This window comes from Peribacillus sp. NPDC046944 (assembly GCF_050272735.1).
Classification (GTDB): domain Bacteria; phylum Bacillota; class Bacilli; order Bacillales; family DSM-1321; genus Peribacillus.
The window spans coordinates 314,393-338,777 of record NZ_JBNNML010000006.1; the positions used below are offsets into that span (position 1 = coordinate 314,393).

Consider the following 24,385-nt stretch of genomic DNA (forward strand, 5'->3'; position numbering starts at 1 on the left):
ATTTTTTTCCATTTAGTTTGTTAGAATAGGGAAAAAGACATGTTAGAGGTGGAATACGTGAAAAAGAGTATCGTTGCAATTTCGACATTAGCCGTCCTATCTTCGACTTTTGTTTCTCCAGCCCTTGCCAACTCGTATACAGTAAAAAGCGGTGATACCTTAAGCAAAATCGCCCAAAAACACAAGACGACCGTAAAAGAGTTAAAACTACTTAATAACCTACAAACAGACATGTTAAAGATCAATCAAAAGATTATTACGTCTAAATCTCAAACAACTACAACTAAAACAAAAGCTACAACAGCGTCAGTATCCGTTGAAAAAACAAAAAGCTCTACCTATATCATCGTACCCGGAGATACGTTAACAAAAATCGCCAACAAACATAATCTTACACTCGCTGAATTAAAAAAACTAAACAACCTGAAATCCGACATGATATATGCCGGTAATAAGCTGATTGTTTCAAGCTCTAAAACAACCACGACCATTGATTTACCGAGCAGTGCCAAGCCAGCGAATGTCTCAACACCTAAAGTCAATCTCACTTCGAATACATATATCGTTGTAAAGGGCGACACCCTATCAAAAATCGCTAGACAGGCAAACATATCAGTAGCTGACCTTAAATCATACAATTCCTTAACCTCCGACATTATAAGAATCGGTCAGAAATTATCCCTGGTTAAATCGGCAACTCCAGCTTCTGCAGTAGAAACTCCTGAAAAAGTAACAGACTCAGGTAATAAAGTGGATACACTCATTTCTGAAGCAAAAAAGTTAATCGGCACCCCTTATTCCTGGGCAGGAGCCTCCCCTTCAGGATTTGACTGCAGTGGATTCATTTACTACACGTTTAAAAAAGCAGGCTATGAAGTATCCAGACTTTCTTCTTCCACCTATTATGATATGGGCAAGAAAGTGTCTTCGCCAAAATCAGGTGATCTCGTTTTCTTTGCGACTGGATCAAGTAAATCCGTCGTCAGTCATATGGGCATCTATTTAGGAAATGGACAATTCATTCATGCTTCTTCAAGCAATGGAATAGAGATTAACAACGTTTCAAACTCCTATTACAAAAGCAAACTTATAGGATACAGAAGTCTATAATTCTTTTTACCAGACTATATTTCTATAAGTCTGGTATTTTTATGTAAAAATTATAATTTATTCTAGTTATTTATGTTAATATAGTCATTATTAACTAGATACTAACTAGAAAAGGTGGCACAATATGTCCAGATTTCGTCTTTTATTACTTTCACTTATCGTCCTCTGTGGAACTTTCCTATTCTCGAATTCTACTTTTGCCAAGTCAATTGTTAATCCTAACCAAACCTATTCCACTACCACAATGTTAAAAGATATAAAAAAACTAGAACAGACCTATCCAGGACTAGTCAAAAAAGAAGTCATTGGGAAATCCGAATACGGTCGTAATATCTACGCTGTCTCACTTGGAAAAGGAGAATCCAAAGTCTTCATTAACGGATCTCACCATGCACGTGAATGGATCACAACCAATCTCAATATGGATATGTTAGATACATATGCCGCTGCATATAAAAGCAACTCCAACATAAACGGCTACAATGTTAAAAAGCTTCTCAATAATACGACCATTTGGTTTGTGCCAATGGTCAACCCGGATGGGGTCACCTTACAACAATACGGTCTAAAATATTTTCCTACAAAAGACCATGCCAAAATCATTAAAATGAATGGTGGCAGCAAGAATTTCAAGCGCTGGAAAGCCAATGCCAAAGGCGTGGATTTAAACCGACAATATAGTCCTAATTGGAAATACCTTGGTGGCCCTAAGGTTCCCTATTATAAAAATTACAACGGATCAAAAGTGGCGGTCGCATCCGAAACGAAAGCTCTACTATCATTTGTAGATAAAATCGACCCAGAAATGGCCATTTCATACCATTCGAGTGGACAAATCATCTTCTGGAAGTATCAGCAAACCGGAAGCCGTTATGCCCAAGATGCCAAATATGCAAGTAAACTGAGCAAAATAACTGGCTATAGCTTGGTTAAATCGAAATCATTCGGTGGAGGTTTCAGCGACTGGTTCTCCAATGTAGAAAAAAAACCAGCCTTCACTATTGAAGTGTCGCCAGCAGTTGGTGAAACCCATGTACCCCTTAGGAATTACGCTAGAATCTGGAGTCAAAATGCAAGCATCGGCCTATATACAGCACAAGAAGGATTCAAGCTTTACGATACCCGCAATACTGCAGCTAGTGATAAAGTGACCACGCAAATCAAAACATATAATAAGACAGCAGCAAAATTAAAAAACTATTACTCTACCGACATTAAAAGCCAAAGTAAATTGAAAGTGACCAGCGCACATCTGTCCCTATATAACAAAACGAATAAAGAAATTAAAAAACAGGAAAAGGCAATCGCCAAGCTTCCCGCTAAATATCGTACAAAGCCAAATGCAGCATTAAAAACGACTAAATCATATCGCGATAACTCTCTGGCCTTTATGAATGCTATTCAAGCTGGAGACGATCTTATCCAAACAAATAAGAAGTTAGCGGATCACTTAACAGCAGGAAAACTAAATAGTACAACATTTACTACCTATGATAAATTGGTCAAGCAGACCAGCACTACCGAAAATAAAATCAAAAAAATGTTCAGTAAGAGTGTTCAAAAATTGGCCACACTCAAATATGTCACTCCTGCTAAAACCAACAAGAAAAATGCAGACTACGATATAGCAAGATATGAATTATTATTGGATATGGAAGAACAAGTGGATAATGAACAATACGATGATGTGAAAAAAAATATTACTAAATATAAAAAATTAAAATCTACTAACTCCTACAAAAAACTAGAAACTATGTTCAAAAATAGGCTAAGAGCAATTGAAGATGAGCTTCTTCTGCTAGAACCAGATGTCCCGACAGTACCTGAACAGCCTGCGCCAATTGAAGACCCGGAAGTTCCGGACCCAGATTCTGAAGTTCCAAAAGACGGCTCAGACGCTTAATAAGAATAACCACCAATCCCAGTGAGCGAAGGAATCTTTGTCATTTAGATTCCCTCGCTTTTCCCATTTAAAAAAGGTAAATATGTACTGCATGTACAAAAAGAAACTATTCTTTTTTTAGTAAAAAAAAGGTATATTAGACATACCATCTAGGTATTTTTTCACACTTTTCCATTTAAGTGGAATGGTTCGAGGAGGAACACAAATGAGATCAGAACGTAAAAAAAAGAAAAGAAAACGTAAATCGTTAAAAGTATTGGGATTCATCCTTCTTATCCTTTTCATTGGTGGAGGAGCTTATGCAACATCTATATACCAGTCCCTATTAGGAACAATAAACACTATGCAGGGTACTGAGCATAAAACAGATAAACGCGTCGAAGATATAACGTTTAAAAACAAGGACCCCTTTTCATTACTGATACTAGGAGTAGATGAAAGAAAGAACGATAGTGGTCGTTCAGATACGATGATTGTCATGACAGTAAATCCTAAAAAAGAATCAATTCAATTGTTAAGCATCCCCCGAGATACGCGTACAGAAATTATCGGGAGAGGTACAACGGAGAAAATGAACCATGCTTATGCCTACGGTGGCGTTACTATGTCGATCAACACAGTCGAAGCCTATTTAGATATACCAATAGATTATTACGTAAAGATGAATATGAAGGGCTTCCAGGACATTGTTAATGCTGTTGGCGGCATCACAGTCAATAATGATATGAACCTCAACTATAAAAATTACAGCTTTGCAAAAGGAACAATTGATTTAGATGGTAAAGAAGCTTTGATATATTCCCGCATTCGAAAAGAAGATCCTCGCGGTGATTTCGGTCGACAAATGAGACAGCGACAAGTGATACAAGCGGTCATTAAAGAAGGCGCAAGCTTGTCCACTTTGACCAATTATGATGATATCCTTAAAGCCATCGGAAAAAATGTAGAAACTAATTTAACGTTCAATGAAATGTTAAGCATTCAGAAAAACTACAAATCTTCCCTCAATAATATTGAACAATTTACACTTGCAGGAGAGAACCAACGAGTTGATGGACTTTGGTATAACATTGTATCCAATGAAACAAAAACCGAAGCACAAAATCGTTTGAAGATGCATCTTGGCATATAAGAAAATGAGGGAGCCACTCCCTCATTTTCCAAATCAATCACCTCAGGTAAGGCTTCCCCTAATTTAATCAAACGTTTGATTAAATCATTAAACCTTCAACCATTCTTAATTTGGATTGTATGGAATAGTACTGCCTAATCATCGACATTTTATAGGCATCCCTCTAATCCAAAGAAACTTTAACTTTAATGTGGTGTCAGTTCTTACTAAACTACCTAGTAACCTTCAATGGCTAATGAACCCTCTCATACAAAGCAATCGGAATCATTAATTGTAAGCGAACACATTCATGATGCAGCATGACTACTCAGTATTTTGTCAGATAGATATTTTACCTAATAGAAAAAGATAGGTATAATATTAATGATTGAATTATTTGAAGCTTTTTACATAGTTGCCATAACAACGAATTATCATTGGAGGGAACAAAACATAAATGGATAATCATGACGAAACAAATGATCTTTTAAAGAAGTTGCAGGAGAATCCTCCTAAAATCATTGGTGGCTATAAGAAACAAGGATGGGCGGTAAAAACTCTTGAGAAAACGAGTAACCCGGATGTAGAAAAGGAAGAAGATCACCTTATTACCGCTAAAGCCGTACTTATGGCTAATGATGAAACCTACTATCCCGCCTTTTTGACTTTGGACATGGAGAAACATGGTCAAATTAAAGGTGTGTATCTGATTTCCGAAACAGAAGAAGAATTCACTTTGATCCCTTTTGAATTGGCCCTACCGCATACCGGTAAGGGAGAAAGCGATTTATTACCCTTAAACTATCGTACCCTTGTGAAAATTGAAGGCGATCAAGTGCAAAAAAACTGGCCGGAATTTTCTTGATTCCTCAAAAAACCTTGCTATCTAAAAACCTAAATATTCTTAATCTCATAACTAATTAACTTTTATGGGACCATAAAAGCCCTCATCGCTTATGAGGGCTTTTCAGGATCTTTATACAGAACTAGGCGGATATACTTTCCAACGTGATAAATCAGGATTTTTCTTTTTCACGAGTTCTCCTGGAAAAATAAACGTCCAGGGCTTACTTGTATTTGATTTCACTTCAAAGTTATCAAGGGAAAAACCACCTTGGCAAACTTGATCTCCATCCGCATCCTCTACAATCAATGGCAGTTTTTCAATCTTAATTTGCTTTTCACTACCATTCCGAATTAAAACCGTGACGGCTAATTGATCATTCTCCTTGAACGTAGCTTCTAGTCCCATGAAGTTCACTTCGCCTTGGTTAAGCTTGGGTAACCCGGCAACAAGTTTTTGCAGATTCTTCTGTTGAGCATCCGAAAGCTGCTCTCTCCATGTTGGTGCCAAATCCAATGCATGTTCTTGAGGCGCCTGATTTTTCAGTTCAAAAGCTATCTTCCAGCCATTGTCCGGAATCTCGGCTAAGGTATCTTCTTCTTCAAATAAGAAGCTCCATGGCATACAAGAAACAGCAGGGATTTCGCCCATTTCCGATAAATCAAATGACTTCTTCGCCAAAGCTTGCCCGTTTTCATCCAATAATAATAAATCCACTACTTCAAAGCGGACCGCTTTATCTAATGTATTACGGATGAAGGCCATAACCACTACTTCCTCTTCAAACCTTGATAATTTAACTCCTGAAATGGAAATTTGATTTGGTTTTAATGATGGCAATTGTTGATGGTGGAACTGGTAAACATACTTTTCTTGCTTGGAAAAATCAGAGTCATCATGAAAAACCAAGGTAGTATAGATCGCATCTTCTGCATTTGAGACAGACTCTTCCGCTGTTGCTGTCTCGATTTTGACTTTTTCTTTTGCTTTTCCACTTTTACTAAACAGACCCATTATTCATCTTCCCCCTTCTCATCAAGTTCCTCTTCTTGATCCCTTTGGCTTTTTACATACTCCATAAAGTGGACACTGATGCCTGACTCGATTTGACCTATAAGTTGTTCGAATTGAACAAGCGCTTCTTTTTCGAATAACATATAAGGGTCTTGTTGACCATACCCGCTTAACCCTATGCCTTCCTTCACTCTATTCATTTCGTCTAAATGACTCATCCAGTTCGTATCAATTTGTTTCAACATAAAGGCACGTAACCGGCTTCCCCACTCAGCATCCTCTTGTAAAGTCAACAACATAGGTTCCATTTCATTGAATGCAGTAAGTGCCTTTGCTTCCACTTCAGAACGGTTAAGACCTTGCAAATCGTCCTCTTTCCAATCCAACGATAAGTAGACAAGGGACAGCTCTTCAATGAAAGCCTTCGAATTCGGCTCTTCCATATATTCAGGGTAATACTTCGTCACGCGCTTACGGATGTAACTTTCGATATATTCAAGGAGAATCGTAAACATTTGATCCGTTTCCATATCCAGAATCCGATCTCTCATCGAATAGATAATTTTACTTTGCTCATTTAATGCATGTTCCAATTTCAACAAATGATTACGGCTAGATTGATGTGTTTGCTCAATCGTTTCCTGAACCATTTTCACAAATTTTTCTGGAGCAGGACTTACGACCAAACCGGTTTCATCTGTTTTAACTTTCTTTACGTACCGTTCAATTTCTTCTTCCTCATAGTAGACAAACAAATCGTCCTCTAAAGAAATGATAAATTGTGTAGAGCCCGGGTCACCTTGCCGACCCGAACGACCACGTAGCTGCATATCAATACGATTGCTTTCATGCCGCTCCGTACCGATAATATGAAGCCCGCCCAATTCCTTAACATCTTCATCCAGCAAAATGTCGGTACCTCTTCCAGCCATGTTCGTCGCTAACATCACTTGACCCTTTTGTCCGGCCTTGGCGATGATTTCCGCCTCGCCTTTTTCCGTCTTCGCATTGAGGATCTGATGTTGGATTTTTTCTTTCTTCAAGTGAATGGATAACGTTTCCGATTGCTCAATGGAAGTCGTTCCAATCAAAATTGGCCTTCCTTCTTTATGGATACGTGTTACTTCTGAAACGATTTTTTTGATTTTACTTACTTCATCTTTAAAGATTAAATCTGGTTTATCCTGTCGTTGAATGGGCTTATTCGTTGGAATTTCAATAACAGGCAGCTGATAGGTTTCCCAAAACTCCTTTTTCGAAGGCATGGCACTTCCCGTCATCCCTGAAAGTGAATGATATAAACGGAAATAATTTTGGATGGTAATTGTAGCCTGTGTTTCATTCTCTTCAGAAATCTCCAAGCCTTCTTTTGCTTCAATGGCCTGATGGAGACCTTCACTAAAACTTCGGCCTTCCATCACCCTGCCAGTAAATTTATCTATCAAGGATATCTGTCCATCCTTGACGATATAATCGACGTCCAATTTCATAATGGCATGTGCTTTAAGCGCTTGCGTCACATTATGCAGTAGCTCTTGATGCTCTATATCATATAAGTTATTTACTCCGAACGCCTTTTCAATCTTGGATGCGCCTTGATCTGTTAAAAAGGTAGCCCTTGATTCGTTAGCCACCTCAAAATCCTCATCCTCTTTAAACGACTTCATAATCTGAGCAGTAATATGAAACAGCTCCGTTCCATCACTTGATTTGCCTGCAATGATTAACGGGGTCCTTGCTTCATCAATCAGGATGCTGTCAATCTCATCGACAATGGCAAATCGATGGCCTTTTTGCACTTTCTCTTCTTTTCGAAAAACCATATTATCCCGAAGGTAGTCGAAACCGAATTCCGTACCCGTCCCATAGGTAATGTCCGCAGCATAGGCCTCCTGCTTTGCAGAAGGAGCCATTTGTGAAATATTCAAGCCGACTGTCAGACCCAAAAATTCATGCACCTGCCCCATCAAATCCTTATCCCGGCTGGCGAGATACTCATTTGCCGTGATAATATGGACGCCTTTACCTTCCAAGGCATGTAAATAGCTCGGCAAGGTTGCAACAAGAGTTTTCCCTTCCCCCGTATTCATTTGAGCGATTGCACCCTCATTCAAGACAAACCCACCTACGAGCTGAACATCATAGTGCCGTAGACCCAATACACGTTTCGATGCTTCCCGTACTACGGCAAAAGCCTCAGCTTGAATATCCATTAACGTTTTTCCAGAAGCTAGCAAACTTCTAAACGTATCTTTCATACCTCTTAATTCATGATCCGTATATTTTTCAAACTTTCCTTCTAGTTGGTTCACATTATCTACAAGCTTATAAATTCGCTTTAAGTCTTTAGAACTCTCATTAAATATCTTTTTCATACCAGTTAACATAGGGTTTTCTCTCCTATAAAATCAATTGAATGCACTATAGAAATTATATCATATATAGTTATAAACTGGAGTGTTAGCAATAATTACCTATATGAAGTAATTAATAGAATTAAAGGTTTAATGATCACTTTTTTATGCATAATTTGACTTTTGTAACAGAAATGTAATGTAAAATGTCGTTTATTGTAACAAGACTATATTACTATGTAAGAACCAATATTTGTTTCAGGAGGAAAATTCATTGAAAAAGTTATTTAGTAGTCTAGTTGTCGCTGCCGTCTTATTGCTTTCACCTCTACAGCATCAAGCATCTGCTAATATTGGTGATCAAACGTTAGAACCGAAAATGAAACATTCCGACGTACGCCAACTTCAAAAACTTCTGAAGTTTAAAGGTTACTATAAACCATCAGGCTCCTACTCAAATAATTATAATGAATCTACTACAAAGGCAGTAAAAGCTTTTCAAAAAGACCACAAGTTAAAGAAAAATGGAATATCCAACCGATCGACCTTTAATGCCTTGGGCGTATACAACATAGATAATGACAAATTAATAGAAAAAGCTAAGAAATATATGGGTGTACCATATAGATGGGGCGGAACTTCTCCCAAAGGTTTCGATTGTTCTGGGTTCATCTACTATGTCTTTGAAAAGTCACAAGATGTCGTCTTGCCACGTACAGCTGCAGATTTGTATTCTAAAGTTGGTTTGAAAACATCAGAACCTGAACCAGGGGATCTTGTATTCTTTAAAAATGGCAAACGTGTTTCACATGTTGGAATATACATAGGTGATAATCAATTCATCCATTCTGCCACTTCTAGAGGAGTTAGCATCTCAAGCATGGACAACTCCTACTGGAAGCCGAAATATATCGGGTCAAAAACCCTATAATAAAAGAAGGTTCACTGAAATAAATTTCAGTGAACCTTCTTTTATTAGTACACTCTTTTTCCTCTCTGCACTATAAGTGATTTCCGACTATCTTCATATATTAGAACTCGGTAAACTAACATTTCATACGATTTCGTAAAAATACTTATTGTTTTTTTAGAATTGTTATTCAGGTTTTAAAGTTAAGTATCTTAATTATTAAATCACTCAAAAAGTGAATGAATAACCATTCATATGCATTGTTCTTAAAGAAATTTAAATTAAAATCCTACTTTAGTATCTTTTGTTTGTCCAAATAATTACTATTTTATGAAACTTTAATCCTAAAAATATCCAATTCAGAATAATATTTTGTCAAAAATAAGAAGGAATTAGAATAAATGGTCAGAATATACTTATAAAAGTTTGATTGGACGGCTCCCAGTCATCCTTTAAAAATAAGAGTTTATAGGGGGTTATGTATGAAAGGATCAGGATTTCAGTTTGGCGGCTCCCAAAATAGGACGGGGTGGATCATTGCTATCGTCGCTGTCTTATTAATCCCATTTATCTACGCAGCACTTATACTTACTGCAAAATGGGGGCCCTACGACAATTTATCCAGACTACCTGTCGCTGTCGTCAATAAGGATATAGGGGGCACTTCAGGTGGGAAACCGATTAATGTCGGCAATGATTTAGTAGCTGAGTTGCGGTCTGGCGATACCCTCGGATGGGACTTCGTTGATGAAAAGACCGCTAAAAAAGGGTTAGATAATACCGATTACTACATGGTCATTGAAATTCCGGAAAACTTCTCACAGAATGTAACAACAGTCTTGGATACAAATCCGGTAAAACCTGAATTGATCTATACACAAAATGAAGGGCTACACTTTATGGCTGCTCAAGTAACCAAAAGTGCTACAGAACGTATTCGTGAAAGCTTGGCTGATAAGGTGACCGCCACTTATACAACGAGCTTGCTCAATCAACTGGGTGATATTGAAAACGGTTTCACAGATGGGGCGAATGGTTCTCAAAAAATCAATGATGGAGCCGGAGAACTGAAAAATGGTACCGCTCAAATCCTTGATTCCTTGAAACAAAAGGCACCAGACATTGCAAGGCTTGCAAGTGGAGCGGCGGAATTAAAAGCTGGAACAAGCGTGATGTATAACTCTCTTGCTGGTAAACAGGGAGACATCGGCAAGTTAGCGGATGGTGCTAAACAAGTAGACAATGGAGCTCAGACCTTAAATGGCGGCGCTAGAAAATTAGATGCTGGTGCCAATGAGTTAAACGCCGGGGCAGGTAAGCTTAATAATGGAGCTCAAGCACTGAATAGTGGTGTGAACCAAGTCAATAACGGGGCCCGAAAACTCAATGGCGGTATTAGTCAGGTTAACGATGGCGCTCAAAAGTTGAACACTGGTGCCACTTCTCTGAATGCCGGGGCTCAGCAATTAAACGGTGGGGTTAATCAAGTCAGTGATGGCGCTCAAAAACTGAATGCGGGTGCCAGTTCTATACATGCCGGTGCTGCTTCTCTGAAAGGTGGCGCTAGTCAAGTCAATGATGGAGCCCAAAAATTGAATAGTGGAACAAAAGAATTAGTGAATGGAGCCTCTACTTTGCAAGGTGGTGCCAAGCAAGTATTAGATGGCTTAACAAGTGCGGAAGCAGGAAGTAATACATTAAAGGCAGGCATTTCAACTCTTGCTGAAGGTAGCAAAGGAGTTTCTACAGGTGCAGCGGACGTAAACTCTGCAGTAAAACAATTAGCCCCAGGAGCTAATACTGTTGCATCCGGCCTAGCCCAACTTGCCGAGCAAGTACCTGGACTTAAGGCAAGTCCAGATTTTCAAAAGCTATTAGAAGGAAGTCAACAGGTTGCTGGCGGTCTCGGGTTATTAGCAGAAAAAACTCCTGGTTTAGTAGCGGGAGCTGATCAGATATCAGGAGGATTAGCCAGCGCATCAACAGGGGCTAACACTTTAGAAGCTGGACTAAACACTTTAGTAGCAGGACAAAAGCAAGTCTACGGAGGAACGCAAACTCTTGCTAAAGGTGCAGGGGACCTCTCCACTGGAGCCAGTCAGCTTGCAACAGGTACCGGTTCATTAGCGGCAGGTACCACAACTCTTGCAGCCGGAACTGCTACTTTGGCTTCTGGTAGTAAGGACCTTGTAGCCGGAACTGGCACGCTTGCTAAAGGCAGTAAAGATCTTGCAGCCGGAGCTGGCACGCTTGCTAACGGCACTAAAGACCTTGTGACTGGAACCGGAACACTTGCAAAAGGAAGTAAAGACCTTGCAGCTGGAACCGGAACGCTCGCTAAAGGCAGTAAGGATCTTGTAGCCGGGGCTGGCACGCTTGCTAACGGTACAAAGACCCTTGCTTCTGGAACAAGTACTCTAGCGGAAGGTGCTGGTAAGCTTGCCGCTGGAACGGGAACGCTTGCTGCAGGTAACCAAACCGTGAAAGCGGGATGGAACGACCTTACAATTGGTGCAAACAAACTGGATAACGGGATGACACAAGTGAGTGACGGCACGAAGACCGTGAAAACGGGTTGGGGCACTTTATCCGATGGTGTCCAACAAGTAGACGGTGGTGTCGGACAAATCAAAGATGGCAGTAAGACATTGACAACCGGCTTATCTGGCGGTGCTGATAAATTAAGTGCCATTAACACGGATGAAAAGAACATTGCCATGTTTGCGGCACCAGTGGAATTGAGTGGAAAGTCCATCAATACATTCCCTGGATACCGTTATGCGAATGCTCCATATATCCTTTCGTTAGCATTATTCGTAGGAGTTTTGGTCATGGCTTGTCTCTTCAACTTACAATTGCCATCGGTGACAGAGGGCTCCGCATTTAGATGGTACGCGATCCAATTCAGAAACATGGCAGTGCTTGCGATAGCCCAGGCGCTCATCGCATCTGTTTTCGCTTCCTTCTATTTAAAATCAACCTTTACAAACGGGATCATGTTAATCCTATTCTCGGTATTCATCAGCTTAACCTTCTTGGCCATCGTGTTCTTCCTAGTGGCTTTAGCAGGAAATATCGGGCGTTTCATCGCTTTTGCATTCTTAGTTTTACAGCTATCCACAACAGGTTCAAGCTTACCGGTTCATATGCTTCCAGAAGGATTGCAAACATTAAGTCGTTTCTTACCACTTACGTATACAATTAACGGCTTTAAATCAGTCATAACCCTTAACAATTATAGTTTATTCTGGTCAAGTGTCAGCGTTATCGCCATATTCCTAGTCGTGTTCGCTGCCCTTTCCCTTGCAGTTATTTGGTTTAAGTCCAGCAGAAATTCAGAACGTGCAGATGTTGCAGCATAAAAGTTTTTACCTTCCTGATATTCAGGAAGGTTTTTTTTATCGATCTCTACTAATAATAGAAAGACATACATCTAATGGAGGATTCCACATGACTAATAAAATCAGAAGCATTCAACTATTCATCCGCCCGTATGGTCTAGTACTACTATCCCTCCTCCTCATTTGCCTGGCCTACCCGATTCATGGACAAGCTCAAAAGCCTCCCAAAAATGTAATCCTGCTCATTGGGGATGGGATGGGTGTAGGAGCCATTGAAATTGCCCGCCAATTCGAATATGGAAAATTGGGAGTCCTTCATATGGAAAAACTAGAACACGTCGCCCTGATGCGTACCTATTCCGCTAATAATTATGTGACTGACTCGGCGGCCGGAGGATCAGCCATTGCCACTGGCATCAAGACTAATAACGAATCGATTGGGGTTGACTCGACTGGAGTAGAGGTCGACAGCATTCTTGATGCCTTTCAAGCACATGGAAAAAAAGTCGGGCTCATTTCCACTAATATGGTCGTCGATGCCACCCCCGCCGCTTTCGGGGCCAGCGTAAAAAACCGCTGGACAGGTGGTTCCCAGATTGCCCGGCAGCTTTTTGATCACCGGATTGACGTCATTCTTGGTGGTGGTGCTTCCTATTTCGAGGAGGAACGGCAAAATGGCGTCGACCTTGTCGCCAAATTTAAAGAAGCCGGTTATTCATTTACGGCGAATAAGGAAGAACTCGCCTCCGTTCAACACCCTAAAAAACTGCTGGGGCTATTCCACCCCACCTATATGAATTTCAAGCTGGATAGAGAAGTGGTCCACTCACAGGAGCCCACACTCTCCGAAATGACGGGAAAAGCACTTGATGTCTTATCTCAAAGTGACAACGGGTTCTTTTTAATGGCGGAAGGGGCACGCATCGATTCAATGGAACATGCCGCAGACTATACGGGGATTTGGAGGGAAACGATTGAGTTTGACCAGACGGTAAAGAAGGCTGTGGAATGGGCAAAGCAAAGGAAGGATACCTTGATTGTCGTGTTGGCTGACCATGAAACGATGGGAATCTCCGCATCGGAAACGATGGACATTGCTGCATTGAAAAAAATCAAAGTATCTACTCAGTATATGGCCAAGCAACTTACCTTTGATAAAGACAATAAAATTGAACCCAAAAGCGTCATTTCCGCATTCAAGAACTATGCCCAGATCTCTCTTACACCTGAAGAGGCACAACAATTCATCGAACACGTAAGAAGCAATAGAACGCTTGTCTACCCGCAGCATAGCATCGATTGGGAAATCGGCAGTACCATCGCCAAACATTATAAAGCTGGAGTAGCGGACCGAAGTATACGTGCAGCCAGTTCGACAGGAGGGCACACCGCCAATATGGTACCTGTCTTTGCAACCGGACCTGGAAGTGAGGCATTCGACGGCGTACTCGACAATACAGACATCTCACAAATCATTGCAAAAGCGGCCGGCGTTCCCTTTACCCCAGGCCAACAATTATCCCAAAACTAGGGCTGACACATAGTCAGCCCTAGTTTTTTATATTTCATGCTTTAGCCAAAAGGGATCGAACATGTATTATAATGATTCATATATCAAGTTTTACATAGAAAGGAAAAGACCATTTTGGAATTGAATATCACGTTATTTAGGATGATTAATGATTTAGGAAAAGAGCACGCTTATCTAAATCCTGTGTTTGTTTTTCTTGCTGACTATTCATTGTATTTCTTAGCTTTGGCTGTTGTCGTTTTCTTTTTTACACGTAATGGTAGGAATAGATTGATGGTTGTATGTGCAGGCCTTACATTTATTTTGGCAGAGGTAGTGGGGAAACTAGTGAGCAACCTCCATACCAATTATCAACCATTTTCCGTTTTGGACGATGTGAATAAATTGATAGAGAAAGATATCAATAATTCTTTTCCTAGCGATCACACCATCCTCTTCTTTTCCTTTTGCATGACCTTCTGGTTATTCAGCAAAAGCCGATATCGTTTTTTATGGTTGATTGTAGCAGTACTTGTGGGAATATCGCGTATAGGGGTAGGCGTTCATTATCCCGCTGATGTTCTTGTCGGCGCATTGATTAGCACGGTCGTATCATTTATTGTTTACAAAGTTGTCCCAAAATCAAAGAACATTCAGCGTCTTTTGAATAAGCAAGAGAATGTAGAAAAAACTAAATCGGCAGATTTATAACACATAAGAACCGCTAGTTGAATTCAACTAGCAGTTTTTTGTTTACTACTCATGAAAGACATCTTCTTTAGGAATTTAATCATAGCTGGTTTGTTAGTCTATTTTGAGACAAGGTAGATTTTTTCGGTATATAAGATATATTCGTTATATTTGTTATTGATCCGGATAAAATTTTCTGCGGTATTTATCGCTAGATTGTTTGAAAGATCTTGTTTGTTTTTCTTACTAAATACATTGTAAGTAATATCGTATTGAGAACCTGGTCCTGCATTCTTCCAGGTGGTAAATTGAACAGGTCGGCCAACTTTTTGAAATGTATTATTCTTGAATGTAGGGTTTTTCGCACCACTGGCTAAAATCCCTCGTGTCCCAGGCTCACCGTTTTCTACATTTTTAATTGTATTGTTTATGATTCGTGCATCAGACCAATTCATAACCCGAATCGCATCGCTACGTGTTTTCTCTATGTTATTTTTTTGGATAACTACTTTATCATGATATTTTGCGCCGGAATACTTATGAGTCCCTATCGCACGATCAAGATTTTTGAACGTATTATTTTCGATGGTAATATGTTTGTTGGCTGTTTTATCAAACTTACTCCAAGTTTGGCTCCACCCAAGCGTGGTTCTGTCTGGTGTATCAATATTAATTGCTTCTTTATTTACATTTTTGGATACTTTCGAATCTATAAACGTATTCTTACGGATCATGACATGATCCGAGGCATCCATTTCAATAAAATGGCCGGAGAACATATTCTTAAAATGGATATTCTCCACCTTGATGTTTTTATTATGACCCATGATGATGGCGATGCTGTCTTCTATATACTTTAAATCGACAGTAACATTACCTTCGCCGATGAAGGATATATTCTTCTCTCCATTATATTTTCCATACACACCCTTCTTAGAGGACTTGGATGGCCTTATAAGTTGGAACATGGATTTGGCTGCAACGAACTGGTTCGTTCCCGTTTTCTTTCCTTTAACCAGCTTTACGCCATCCTTCATCTTGATTGTTACGTTCGAAGGAACATAGAGTGTATTACTGATTGTATACGTACCTTTTTTCAGGATAAGCGTACCGCCACCTTTTTTCTCTAACTCTTCAAGGTATGAACGCAATAAATAATAATGCTTCGTATATGAGTTATATGTAGAAAAATTCATCATATTATTCTTATAGGTTTTGCTGGATGGTGATATCGTATAAGTTGGTTTTGACGCGGCCTCTGCTGAATACGTAGGTAATAACACGCTGACCAATAATATAGCAGATATCCATAAAAACCCAATCCTCTTCCTCATGTAGCAGACACTCCTTTTTCCTGTTTAATTCTCCATAATAATAAAGTCATTTTTTAACATACTTCCCTATAATATCATTCATTCGTTTGTTATGAGTAGATTCAGCTATAAAAACCCCATTATTTTCTAAAATTTATTCAAAAAAACGCCATCTCTCAATGAAATGGCGTCTCGAATCGTTATTTTTTTATATAGGTTTTGGATACATACCCGCTTTTAGTACCGTACTTCACTTTGTACCAGTTCCCTTGTTGCGCTAAGATTGTGACGGTCTGATTTTTCTTAAGCTTACCGACAATCTTCGAAGTTGTATTGGCTTTCTCTCGTATATTTAAAACAGTTGCGGTCACTTTCCCTGTCGTTTTCTTAATATTGATTTTCGTTGTAGCGGTTCTTTGGTTATCACTTGCGTCACTCGCAGTGATGAGGGCTGTATACGTACCGTTGGATACATTTTTAAAATCCCATGTAACCGACTGATTCCCCTTCTTCAACGATTTTGCACTAGTTGGAGTGGCAATTACTACCCCTTTGCTATTTTTGATTTGCACCGTCACTTTAGCATCTTCGTTTATATGATACGAAATGCTTGCCTTTTCAGTGCTGTAATTCCCTGATGTGTCGATGGTTGTAATTTTCGGGGCGGTCGTATCTTTGCTTACCTTAATCGCCCGGATTACCGTACTTCTATTTCTGCCTCGATCTGTTGCGATAATTTCTGCGGTATAAGTTCCACTACTGACATCTTTTATGTTCCATGTAGCGGACTGACTCCCCTTTTTCAAGGCTTGTTCACGAACAGGAGTGGCTACAACATTTCCCATGCCATCTTTAATCGTTAAGGAAACGATCGCATCTTCATTCATGCTATACGTAATGCCGACCTTATTATTAGAATAATCCGCTGTCGCCTTTACAGCAGTGATGCTCGGTGCTGTTGTATCCTTATCCACTACAGGCTCCTGTTCAGGCTCAGCATCGGCATACTCCATTACAATCGTCGTGTTCGGGTAATAAAATCCTAAAATCTCTTGATACGTTTGTCCAAATTCAGCTCTATATTTCGCTCCATACTGACTCATTCCAACCCCATGGCCAAAACCTAGCCCATCTATGGAAACTCTCTCCGAATTGGTTGATATGGAATCCACTACTAAATAACTCTTCATCTTATCCGTACCTACCATAGCCCGGATCTTTGAAGCAGGGACATTCAGTTCCGTAACTGTTTGCTGTACTAATTTGCCTTTCTCATCAAGCATATCCTTCACATAGAAATTCAATTGGATGGAGCCCTTTGTCACTCGTCCTCCAGAAGTTTTATCTGATAAAGCTAAAACAGGAATATCCGTAATTTTAATATCCTTTTTGTTATAGCCATTACTTTGAAGCCAACTTTTCAAGTTAGGAACGACGGCTGTATCCTTTTCCTTAACACTTGTCCACCAATCTCCCGGCTTCGATAAATCTTTTTTGAAAAGATCAATTTGCTGCTTATCCAGTGAAACCGACCATTTTATTTTCGGATCAAACGGATCCTCTTTAATGTCCAGATAAGCTAGAGGTTTACCGCTTGTCCAGACATTGGAATTCAGTTCCGTCATGCCGCCATTGCTTGAAGAAAAAAGCGCCTCAATCAACTTTCCATCATGCTTGATAACAAGCCCCTTTGTTTGTTCCACCGCCAAATTAGATTGATCATGACCGTCGGCTCCTCCATATACTTGGTAAGAAACCGTATCATCGATCACCTTAGACTGAAAACGGAGTGCGTAGGTACGGGCTGCAATCGTTTGAGCTTTCACGGCCTCAATATGCCATAGTCCCGGCATTTCCCTAGGAACGACTCCCTTTATATATTCTTCAATATGAACATGGTTGATTGGCCGTACATAACCGCCTTCAACCGTGAACTCTAGTGATCCTGGATACGGGCGGTTATTAATGGTTAATAGTGAATCTTCCTTAACCGGTGTAGCGGTAAACGAAGAATATGCTTCCATCTTCTTTGCATTCTTGTATACCACAAGCCTTCCGGTCTCCACTTTAACCGTCAGTTCCTCCCCGCTCTTGATAAAGGGCTCACCATCAGATGTTAGATAGTCACCTGTTGCCGTTACCGTCACGGATGTTTGATTACCCAAGTAGTTTCTCAGTTTCACCTTCATCTCTGTAGACCCTTCTGCTGCCACTGCTTCATATGCTGGAAATGTAGAAAAAATGATAAAGAAAGCCATACATATATACCTCAAACTTCTCATCTTACTTCCGCCTCATCTCTATACTTTTTTATAGATAAAAACTTTGATAGATTGCTATATTAGTAATATCGGCAAAGTTAGTAGGATTCTAAGAGGTATATAGTAAATTAGTCACAAATAGTATACATCAAGGCTGGCTTTCAACCTCTTTATACAGTTATGTGGAATTTATAGCTTTTCTTTTAATTTCTCGTTGTAAACCTGATTATCCTTCTATATTACGGTATTATTTTAGGGATTGTTAACTTCTAGGCTATCATTATTGCTTTTAGAATTCTTGTTTCTATCAAACTTGAAAAAGTAGTCCTTTAATATTGAAATTGCGAATAGATTTTCTCGTTGTAAAACCACCAGCTGATTCCATTCTTCCACTAGGGTGAATTCCCAATTGGAGTATTCTTTTAAAATAAACTTTTGATTAGGATACTTTCTTCTCCATTAATTTTCCCCGAAGTCCGACAGTAACCGCAAACGATGACAATACTCCTATTTATATCTCTCATCGCTTCGTCTTCCCTTCAAAAACGCAAGGGTGAAACTTTATATATACATCTCTCAGATTAAAGTCAATCAATAAGAGATGTGGGAGGTCAAGAGATAAGTCATTCCTTCCTTTTATCAGGACATCCTCTTCATTTAAGTCAATAGCTTTTTCACCATAAAGGAACTCTAAGAAATGATTAATCTCTCTAATCTCTCTCTCCAGATTCCTAATTTCATCTTTATTGTAACTAAGCAATAGTTTTAACTCTTTCGGATCATCCTTAAACATTGATTCTATCAACAACTGTGTTCCTTCTAGATCCTTCACTTTTTCCTTAAGGTTCTGTATACGGAAAAATAGATTCGTTCTCTCATTCATTAAATATCTATTAACAATGTCGCTGGTATAGTTACCAAAAAGGTGTTCTACAAGTTTTTTTTTAATGCTTTTTGATAAAAGCTCCGCATTAATTGACTTTCGGCAGCTTGGGCAAGATATTTCCTCTCCAATCAGTACAACCGGCTTTAAACATTGTATGCAGATTGACAATTGAGGAAGAGTATTTTTCTTCGGTTTCCTTCCTTTTACCGAATTACTAATTTTTGTTTTTACAAATTGATAAGTAACCATTGATAGTAAGGGCTCTATATTGCCTGATGGAATTGTGTATTCTTCGCCACTTATTTTTCCGCTTAGAATACCGGCATAAATATCATTTCGTAGAATATAGGCTACTGAGTTTTTATCCCATACTTTACCCATTCTAGTTAAGCCAAACTTTCGTCTAAGGTCCTTTGCTATCTGACTAAGTGATTGGTTTGAAAGGTAAGCTAAAAAAATATAGTTAACTGCTTCCAACCCTATAATGTCGGTTAAATCTTTCGTCTCATCTAGAGAAGCCAGCTTTAACGAACCGTCCTTTTTCTGAACATATCCTAGAGGGGCTTTGTTCCCTGAATATATTTTCCGGTTCATCACTTTTGTTCTTCTGCCTCCAGCTAGTCTAGTAATAATATTGATTCGTTCCTCTTCAGCAACAATGGATTTAAGAATCAAAAATAACTTGAAGTGTTCGTAGTTATTAGTAATTCCTTCTGAAACAAATACTATCTTATTTACAAACCCACTTATTTTTAAAGCTAAGTTAATATTGTTCCTTAAATCTCGGCCTAACCTATCAACGCTAAAGAAAAGAAGTACATCAATCTTTTCTTCTGACTTTTTCAGAAAATCTAACATTTCCAGTAGTTCAGGTCTCTGAGTATGAACCCCGGAATAACCGACGTCACTATATCTAGCTATTATCTCGATATTGTGTTTGATGCAGTATTCATCCATTACTTGCTCTTGGTATTTAATGCCTTCCTTTTCATCGAGGAAATCTCTTGGGTTCGTTGATTTTCTGCTGTACTGAATTCCTCTTCTCATTAAATTTAATTTCACCTCTTCTTTAACTGCTCTAATTAAATCCATTCAAACTATGGTAACTATTTAAATTTAACTAATAGTTAACTAGCTCATAAAAATCTCCGATTATGTTTCAGACAATGATTACTCTTTGTTAACATCTACAGTGTGACGAGTACCGCAATCTTGTTAACTAGAAAAAACAACGATTAATAATTGGGTAAATTGGCAAATAACAAAGTAGTTAAAAATTGTACTCCCTCCTAATTAACTACCAAAACGTAACTAATTTTATACAAATAAAGGCATACCTTCATAGAAAGGTATGCCTAAAGTATTTTTCTGAAAGGAAGTTCCTATTCTTAACTATTTCGAGTTTAAACTGCATCCTGAACAGTACCGCGTTTTGACCTTTATAGTTAGGAGTAGATTCAACAGTTACCTTCTTACCATCATCACTTAAAAGATGCTTTAAGAGGATCTGTAAGCGATGTAGCACTACCAACTGCTGTTATGCCTGCGTTACATAGTTCTCCAGAGGCATTTAATACTGTTTCTTTCTTAACGGATTTTTGTTAAAAGTGATCACAAGTTCTTTACCAATAGTAACAATTTCCGTAGGTTCCTGATATAAATAAAAAAACGCCTTATCCTATTGATGCCAAAGGTTAAAGACGTTTTCACAAAGGATAATCTAGTATGGTTAATACAAAGTCCGGTTGTTATTGTGAAGCCTAAATAAATGACTCCAGTACAATACCGGAGTCATTTTTTAGCCTCTTAACCATAGTTCTTTTTTAGACTGTCCTATTTATAGGAAACAGTTCCATTTCCTCATAGGAATTTTCTATATTTTCAAGAATAGATTTCCTTCAAAGGTGTCTATCTAAATTATTCGCCTGCTGGAGCAATTGTTACAAATACTTGTGAAGTTTTTGCATTACGAGCTGTATCTTCAACAGAACCTACAAGTGATACTGAAGCAGGTACTGAGCTAGAATCTGAGTTATCTGCTTTCAAGTTAACAGTAATTGTATCACCATTAACTTCAAGAGACTCAATTGTGCGTCCAACTACAGTGAAATCAGCATCTTGTACAGACTGAGCGTAAAGAGCTTCAGAGAATGTAAGAACTAATTTGTCCTTATCTTCAGCAGTAGTACCATCTACAAAAGTAGCAGTCTTAATTTCAGGAGCGAACTTATCAGCAGCTTCAAGATCAGCGAATTTAACTAGAAGTCCATCATTATTTTTAGCTTTAACTGTATAGTTATCAGCTGTGCTAGAATCAACAGTCACATCAGCAGCTGTTGCTGGAAGATCTTCACTTACAGTTAAAGTTAGAACTGATTTTCCAGATTCAATGGAATTCACTACATTTGTAGTAGTAAGGACAGTATCTTCTTTACTAACAACGAAGTCAGCCGCTACTGCATTGGTAATAACTTCATCAAAGTACAATTTAACTGTATGTTCTCCAGTAACTTCTGCTTTTGTTGCAGCAATAGTAGATTGAGTTTCAGAAATTGTTACGTTTGTAGAGAATGCTTCTGTAAGGTTTCCAGTAGCATCTGCTACACGTCCAACTACTACAACTTTACCTTCAGCACTAGTGAAACCAGTTACACCAGAGAAATCAAGGATAACTGCTTTGTTACCGTCTACTGCTGTAACAGTGACAGCAGAATTCAGTTCTGCACCGTTATATTGATATTTAGTTTTATCAGTAATTGAAGCGGCATTCATAGCTTCGCTAAATTTAACTTTTACTTTTTTGTTACCAGCAAGTAGGTCTGCTGATTCATTAACTGATGGAGCAACCATATCATTCACATAAAATGTACGGGATACCTCAGCAATTTTGTTATTAGATGTATCAGTTACGTTCTTAACAGTTAATTTGTAGTTTCCACCTGCAAGATCAGAAGTTGATGTAATAGTTACAGTTTTGCCATCAGAACCAAGACCAACAGTTGCTGGCACTGCTTTATTATCAGCATCTACCAATACAATGTTAGCAGGTGTTACTGTGTTTTCTTTAATTTCTTCGTTAAATTTAACTTCAATTGTACGCTTAGTTTTACCTTCTACAGAAGATAGAACTGGTGCAGTAGTATCAGCTGCATATGAAGCAGTAAGTTCTTGAACTGTTAATTTATTACCCCATTTATCTTGTACAAGCGTTCCTTTTTCATCACCGTAACCTAAGAAAAATTTCACTTGACCTTCAGGGAATACAGCACCAGCAAAATTCACCACGATTGTATCGTTTGTACCGTTTTTAAGGCTAGTTACAGCATCTGCTTTGTAACCATTTCCACCTTTAACTGTATGGAAAATTTCAAGGTTGCTAGTTAAAGTACTAGCATTAATTTCTTTATCAAATTGGATTTCAACAGTGTTATTATCAACTACTTTAGAAACAGTAGCTTTAGGTGCTGTAACATTTGTTTGATAAACGAAAGATTTTGAAGCTTCATCAATTTTGAATCCAGCATAGTCAGTTCCACCAGAAACAGTTAGAGTGTGAGAAGAACCATTTTCAGGATCTATACCAATTGTAAGATCAGCATAGTCTTGGCCAGGAGTCCAAGATGTCGAAACAATAGCAGTTGCACCGTTATTCAATTTGAAAGTTGGAGCTGATTGAAGCGGTTCAGAGAAGTTCACACGGATAACTCGTGGAGCTACAACTTCAACAGTTTCAGCCTTAGGTGCAACCACATCAATGAAACGAACATCTTTAGAAGTATCAGCAACTACTTTACCATTTACAGTTTTAACATTTTTAACAGTCAAAGATGCATCAGTAGATTGAGATTGAGCAGCAAATGTAAGAAGAACAGTATCTTCTCCAGTAACTTTAGCATCGGTAGGGTTTACTGCACTTGCAGCTCCTACTTTAAGATCATAATTAGCAACAGTTTCAGCTGAAGCTTTATCAAGTTCTTTATTGAATTTAACTTCAACTTGTTTAAGGTTAATCGCACTTACACTCTTAACAGCAGGTGTTTGGTTAGAAGTGATTTCTTGGTTTAACTCAGTTTTCACTCCGTAAACAGTTGATTCAACTGCAACTTTGTTTGAACCTTCTTGTAGTTTAAGAGTATAAGATCCGTTTTCGTTAGCTGCTACTGCTGTTCCATTAAGTGTTACCTTAATTTCTGAACCTTTAGTAGCTTTGACCGTGATTGTTTTTGTTTCTTCGTCAGTTTTTTCTCCTTCAGTGATGCCTTCGATAGTTACTGCAGCTTGAACAGTGTCTTCGAATTTTTTGTTGTTTTTCTCAACTGCTTTTGTGATGTTTTTAGCTAATGTAGTGTCTAATTTTGCAATTTTAGCTGCTTCTTCTTTAGCGCCGTCGATTTCTTTGAAAGCCGCTTCAAGATCTTTTTCGATAAGATCTCCTTTTTCGATTGCTTTGTATGCAGCGTAAACTTTCATTTCATCGTTTACAGAATCAGCAAGTTTTTGTGCTGGTTCAGCATATTTTTCTAAAAGTAAATCACGAGCATCCGGTCCGTAGACTTTAGCTACATTATCTTTGAATTCTTTAATTTTTGCTTGGTATGCTGTTTGTGCAGATAAAACTTTAGATTGTGTTCCACCAGCTACAGCCGCTGTGAATGCTTCTTTAGTAGGTTTAAGATTAGTAGTAACTGCTTTTAAGTATAGTTCAGCGCGGTCTAGATATTTTTTGTTAGTATCTAGTTTTTTTGTAAGAGTCGCTTTTTGAGCTTTCGTTCCGCCTTTTGAAGCGATTTCTTTTGCAGCTGCTGCATAAGCTTCTTGAGCTGATTTTACGTCTTTTTTGATTGTTGCTAGTGCAGGAAGTTTATGATCCACGCGAGCCGTTTTGTTATACGTGTTGAATGCTTTAAGCATTGCTGATGAAGCTTTTGTAATCGCTTTGTCAACTGAGCTAGTAGCTGCCTCTGATTGTGTTGGTGCTACTGCGACGAACGCTGATGCGGCAATTGCAGTTGCCGTTGCTAATTTAATTGCTTTCTTTTTTCCCATGTTAGAAAAAACTCCCTTTCAATATCTAAAGTAGTGCGTTAGGAACGCAAGCTCATATAGAGCGAAATAACTAACGACTTACAAAAAAACAC

At 38.7% G+C, this 24,385-nt stretch carries 14 protein-coding genes; 8 read left to right on the forward strand and 6 right to left on the reverse strand.

Going from position 1 to position 24,385, the window contains the following annotated elements:
- Window positions 1–57: 57 nt before the first annotated feature.
- The 4 genes from ACQKIC_RS13750 (at window position 58) to ACQKIC_RS13765 (ending at window position 4,989) form a co-directional block, all read left to right on the forward strand.
- On the forward strand, window positions 58–1,110 hold the full coding sequence (locus ACQKIC_RS13750; RefSeq protein WP_427591481.1) for a LysM peptidoglycan-binding domain-containing protein: 1,053 nt from the start codon (window positions 58–60) through the stop codon (window positions 1,108–1,110).
- 124 nt (window positions 1,111–1,234) lie between these two features.
- On the forward strand, window positions 1,235–3,013 hold the full coding sequence (locus ACQKIC_RS13755) for a M14 family zinc carboxypeptidase (protein WP_427591482.1): 1,779 nt from the start codon (window positions 1,235–1,237) through the stop codon (window positions 3,011–3,013).
- Between the two features lie 205 nt (window positions 3,014–3,218).
- Entirely contained in the window at window positions 3,219–4,145 is a 927-nt protein-coding gene (locus ACQKIC_RS13760) for an LCP family protein (RefSeq protein ID WP_427591483.1), read from the forward strand.
- Between the two features lie 436 nt (window positions 4,146–4,581).
- The gene (locus ACQKIC_RS13765; protein ID WP_427591484.1) at window positions 4,582–4,989 is read left to right on the forward strand and encodes a hypothetical protein; all 408 of its coding nucleotides are present in this window, start codon (window positions 4,582–4,584) and stop codon (window positions 4,987–4,989) included.
- 111 nt (window positions 4,990–5,100) lie between these two features.
- Here ACQKIC_RS13765 and ACQKIC_RS13770 read toward each other — a convergent pair whose 3' ends face one another.
- Both ACQKIC_RS13770 and secA2 read right to left on the reverse strand, forming a co-directional pair.
- A complete protein-coding gene (locus ACQKIC_RS13770; RefSeq protein ID WP_427591486.1) occupies window positions 5,101–5,982 on the reverse strand; it encodes an accessory Sec system S-layer assembly protein in 882 nt (293 codons plus the stop codon).
- A complete protein-coding gene (gene secA2, locus ACQKIC_RS13775) occupies window positions 5,982–8,369 on the reverse strand; it encodes an accessory Sec system translocase SecA2 (protein ID WP_427591487.1) in 2,388 nt (795 codons plus the stop codon). Before secA2 ends, ACQKIC_RS13770 begins: the two co-directional genes overlap by 1 nt.
- Window positions 8,370–8,610: 241 nt before the next feature.
- On the opposite strand from secA2, the gene ACQKIC_RS13780 reads away from it, so the two are divergent.
- From ACQKIC_RS13780 to ACQKIC_RS13795, 4 genes are all read left to right on the forward strand, one after another.
- The gene (locus tag ACQKIC_RS13780) at window positions 8,611–9,267 is read left to right on the forward strand and encodes an NlpC/P60 family protein (protein ID WP_402954731.1); all 657 of its coding nucleotides are present in this window, start codon (window positions 8,611–8,613) and stop codon (window positions 9,265–9,267) included.
- Between the two features lie 461 nt (window positions 9,268–9,728).
- A complete protein-coding gene (locus tag ACQKIC_RS13785; RefSeq protein ID WP_427591488.1) occupies window positions 9,729–12,608 on the forward strand; it encodes a YhgE/Pip family protein in 2,880 nt (959 codons plus the stop codon).
- A gap of 88 nt (window positions 12,609–12,696) precedes the next feature.
- Window positions 12,697–14,118, forward strand: coding sequence for an alkaline phosphatase (locus ACQKIC_RS13790; RefSeq protein ID WP_427591490.1), 1,422 nt, complete (start codon window positions 12,697–12,699; stop codon window positions 14,116–14,118).
- 141 nt (window positions 14,119–14,259) lie between these two features.
- The gene (locus ACQKIC_RS13795; protein ID WP_427591510.1) at window positions 14,260–14,808 is read left to right on the forward strand and encodes an undecaprenyl-diphosphatase; all 549 of its coding nucleotides are present in this window, start codon (window positions 14,260–14,262) and stop codon (window positions 14,806–14,808) included.
- A 98-nt stretch (window positions 14,809–14,906) separates the two neighbouring features.
- On the opposite strand, the gene ACQKIC_RS13800 is transcribed toward ACQKIC_RS13795, so the two are convergent.
- The 4 genes from ACQKIC_RS13800 to ACQKIC_RS13815 form a co-directional block, all read right to left on the reverse strand.
- The gene (locus ACQKIC_RS13800; protein WP_427591492.1) at window positions 14,907–16,121 is read right to left on the reverse strand and encodes a right-handed parallel beta-helix repeat-containing protein; all 1,215 of its coding nucleotides are present in this window, start codon (window positions 16,119–16,121) and stop codon (window positions 14,907–14,909) included.
- A 179-nt stretch (window positions 16,122–16,300) separates the two neighbouring features.
- The gene (locus tag ACQKIC_RS13805; RefSeq protein ID WP_427591493.1) at window positions 16,301–18,358 is read right to left on the reverse strand and encodes a SpoIID/LytB domain-containing protein; all 2,058 of its coding nucleotides are present in this window, start codon (window positions 18,356–18,358) and stop codon (window positions 16,301–16,303) included.
- Between the two features lie 523 nt (window positions 18,359–18,881).
- Window positions 18,882–20,339, reverse strand: coding sequence for a recombinase family protein (locus ACQKIC_RS13810; protein ID WP_427668662.1), 1,458 nt, complete (start codon window positions 20,337–20,339; stop codon window positions 18,882–18,884).
- 825 nt (window positions 20,340–21,164) lie between these two features.
- Window positions 21,165–24,293 carry an Ig-like domain-containing protein gene (locus ACQKIC_RS13815; protein ID WP_427591495.1) on the reverse strand — a complete coding sequence of 1,043 codons (3,129 nt, stop codon included), beginning with the start codon at window positions 24,291–24,293 and terminating at the stop codon, window positions 21,165–21,167.
- Between the last annotated feature and the right edge of the window lie 92 nt (window positions 24,294–24,385).

Excerpts from the sequence above, each read along its gene's own strand:
- ACQKIC_RS13805 (WP_427591493.1), bottom strand. The coding sequence starts at position 18,358 with ATGGCTTTCTTTATCATTTTTTCTACATTTCCAGCATATGAAGCAGTG.
- secA2 (WP_427591487.1), bottom strand. The coding sequence starts at position 8,369 with ATGTTAACTGGTATGAAAAAGATATTTAATGAGAGTTCTAAAGACTTA.
- ACQKIC_RS13770 (WP_427591486.1), bottom strand. The coding sequence starts at position 5,982 with ATGGGTCTGTTTAGTAAAAGTGGAAAAGCAAAAGAAAAAGTCAAAATC.
- ACQKIC_RS13790 (WP_427591490.1), top strand. The coding sequence starts at position 12,697 with ATGACTAATAAAATCAGAAGCATTCAACTATTCATCCGCCCGTATGGT.
- ACQKIC_RS13760 (WP_427591483.1), top strand. The coding sequence starts at position 3,219 with ATGAGATCAGAACGTAAAAAAAAGAAAAGAAAACGTAAATCGTTAAAA.
- ACQKIC_RS13810 (WP_427668662.1), bottom strand. The coding sequence starts at position 20,339 with ATGGATTTAATTAGAGCAGTTAAAGAAGAGGTGAAATTAAATTTAATG.
- ACQKIC_RS13755 (WP_427591482.1), top strand. The coding sequence starts at position 1,235 with ATGTCCAGATTTCGTCTTTTATTACTTTCACTTATCGTCCTCTGTGGA.
- ACQKIC_RS13765 (WP_427591484.1), top strand. The coding sequence starts at position 4,582 with ATGGATAATCATGACGAAACAAATGATCTTTTAAAGAAGTTGCAGGAG.
- ACQKIC_RS13815 (WP_427591495.1), bottom strand. The coding sequence starts at position 24,293 with ATGGGAAAAAAGAAAGCAATTAAATTAGCAACGGCAACTGCAATTGCC.
- ACQKIC_RS13795 (WP_427591510.1), top strand. The coding sequence starts at position 14,260 with ATGATTAATGATTTAGGAAAAGAGCACGCTTATCTAAATCCTGTGTTT.
- ACQKIC_RS13785 (WP_427591488.1), top strand. The coding sequence starts at position 9,729 with ATGAAAGGATCAGGATTTCAGTTTGGCGGCTCCCAAAATAGGACGGGG.
- ACQKIC_RS13800 (WP_427591492.1), bottom strand. The coding sequence starts at position 16,121 with ATGAGGAAGAGGATTGGGTTTTTATGGATATCTGCTATATTATTGGTC.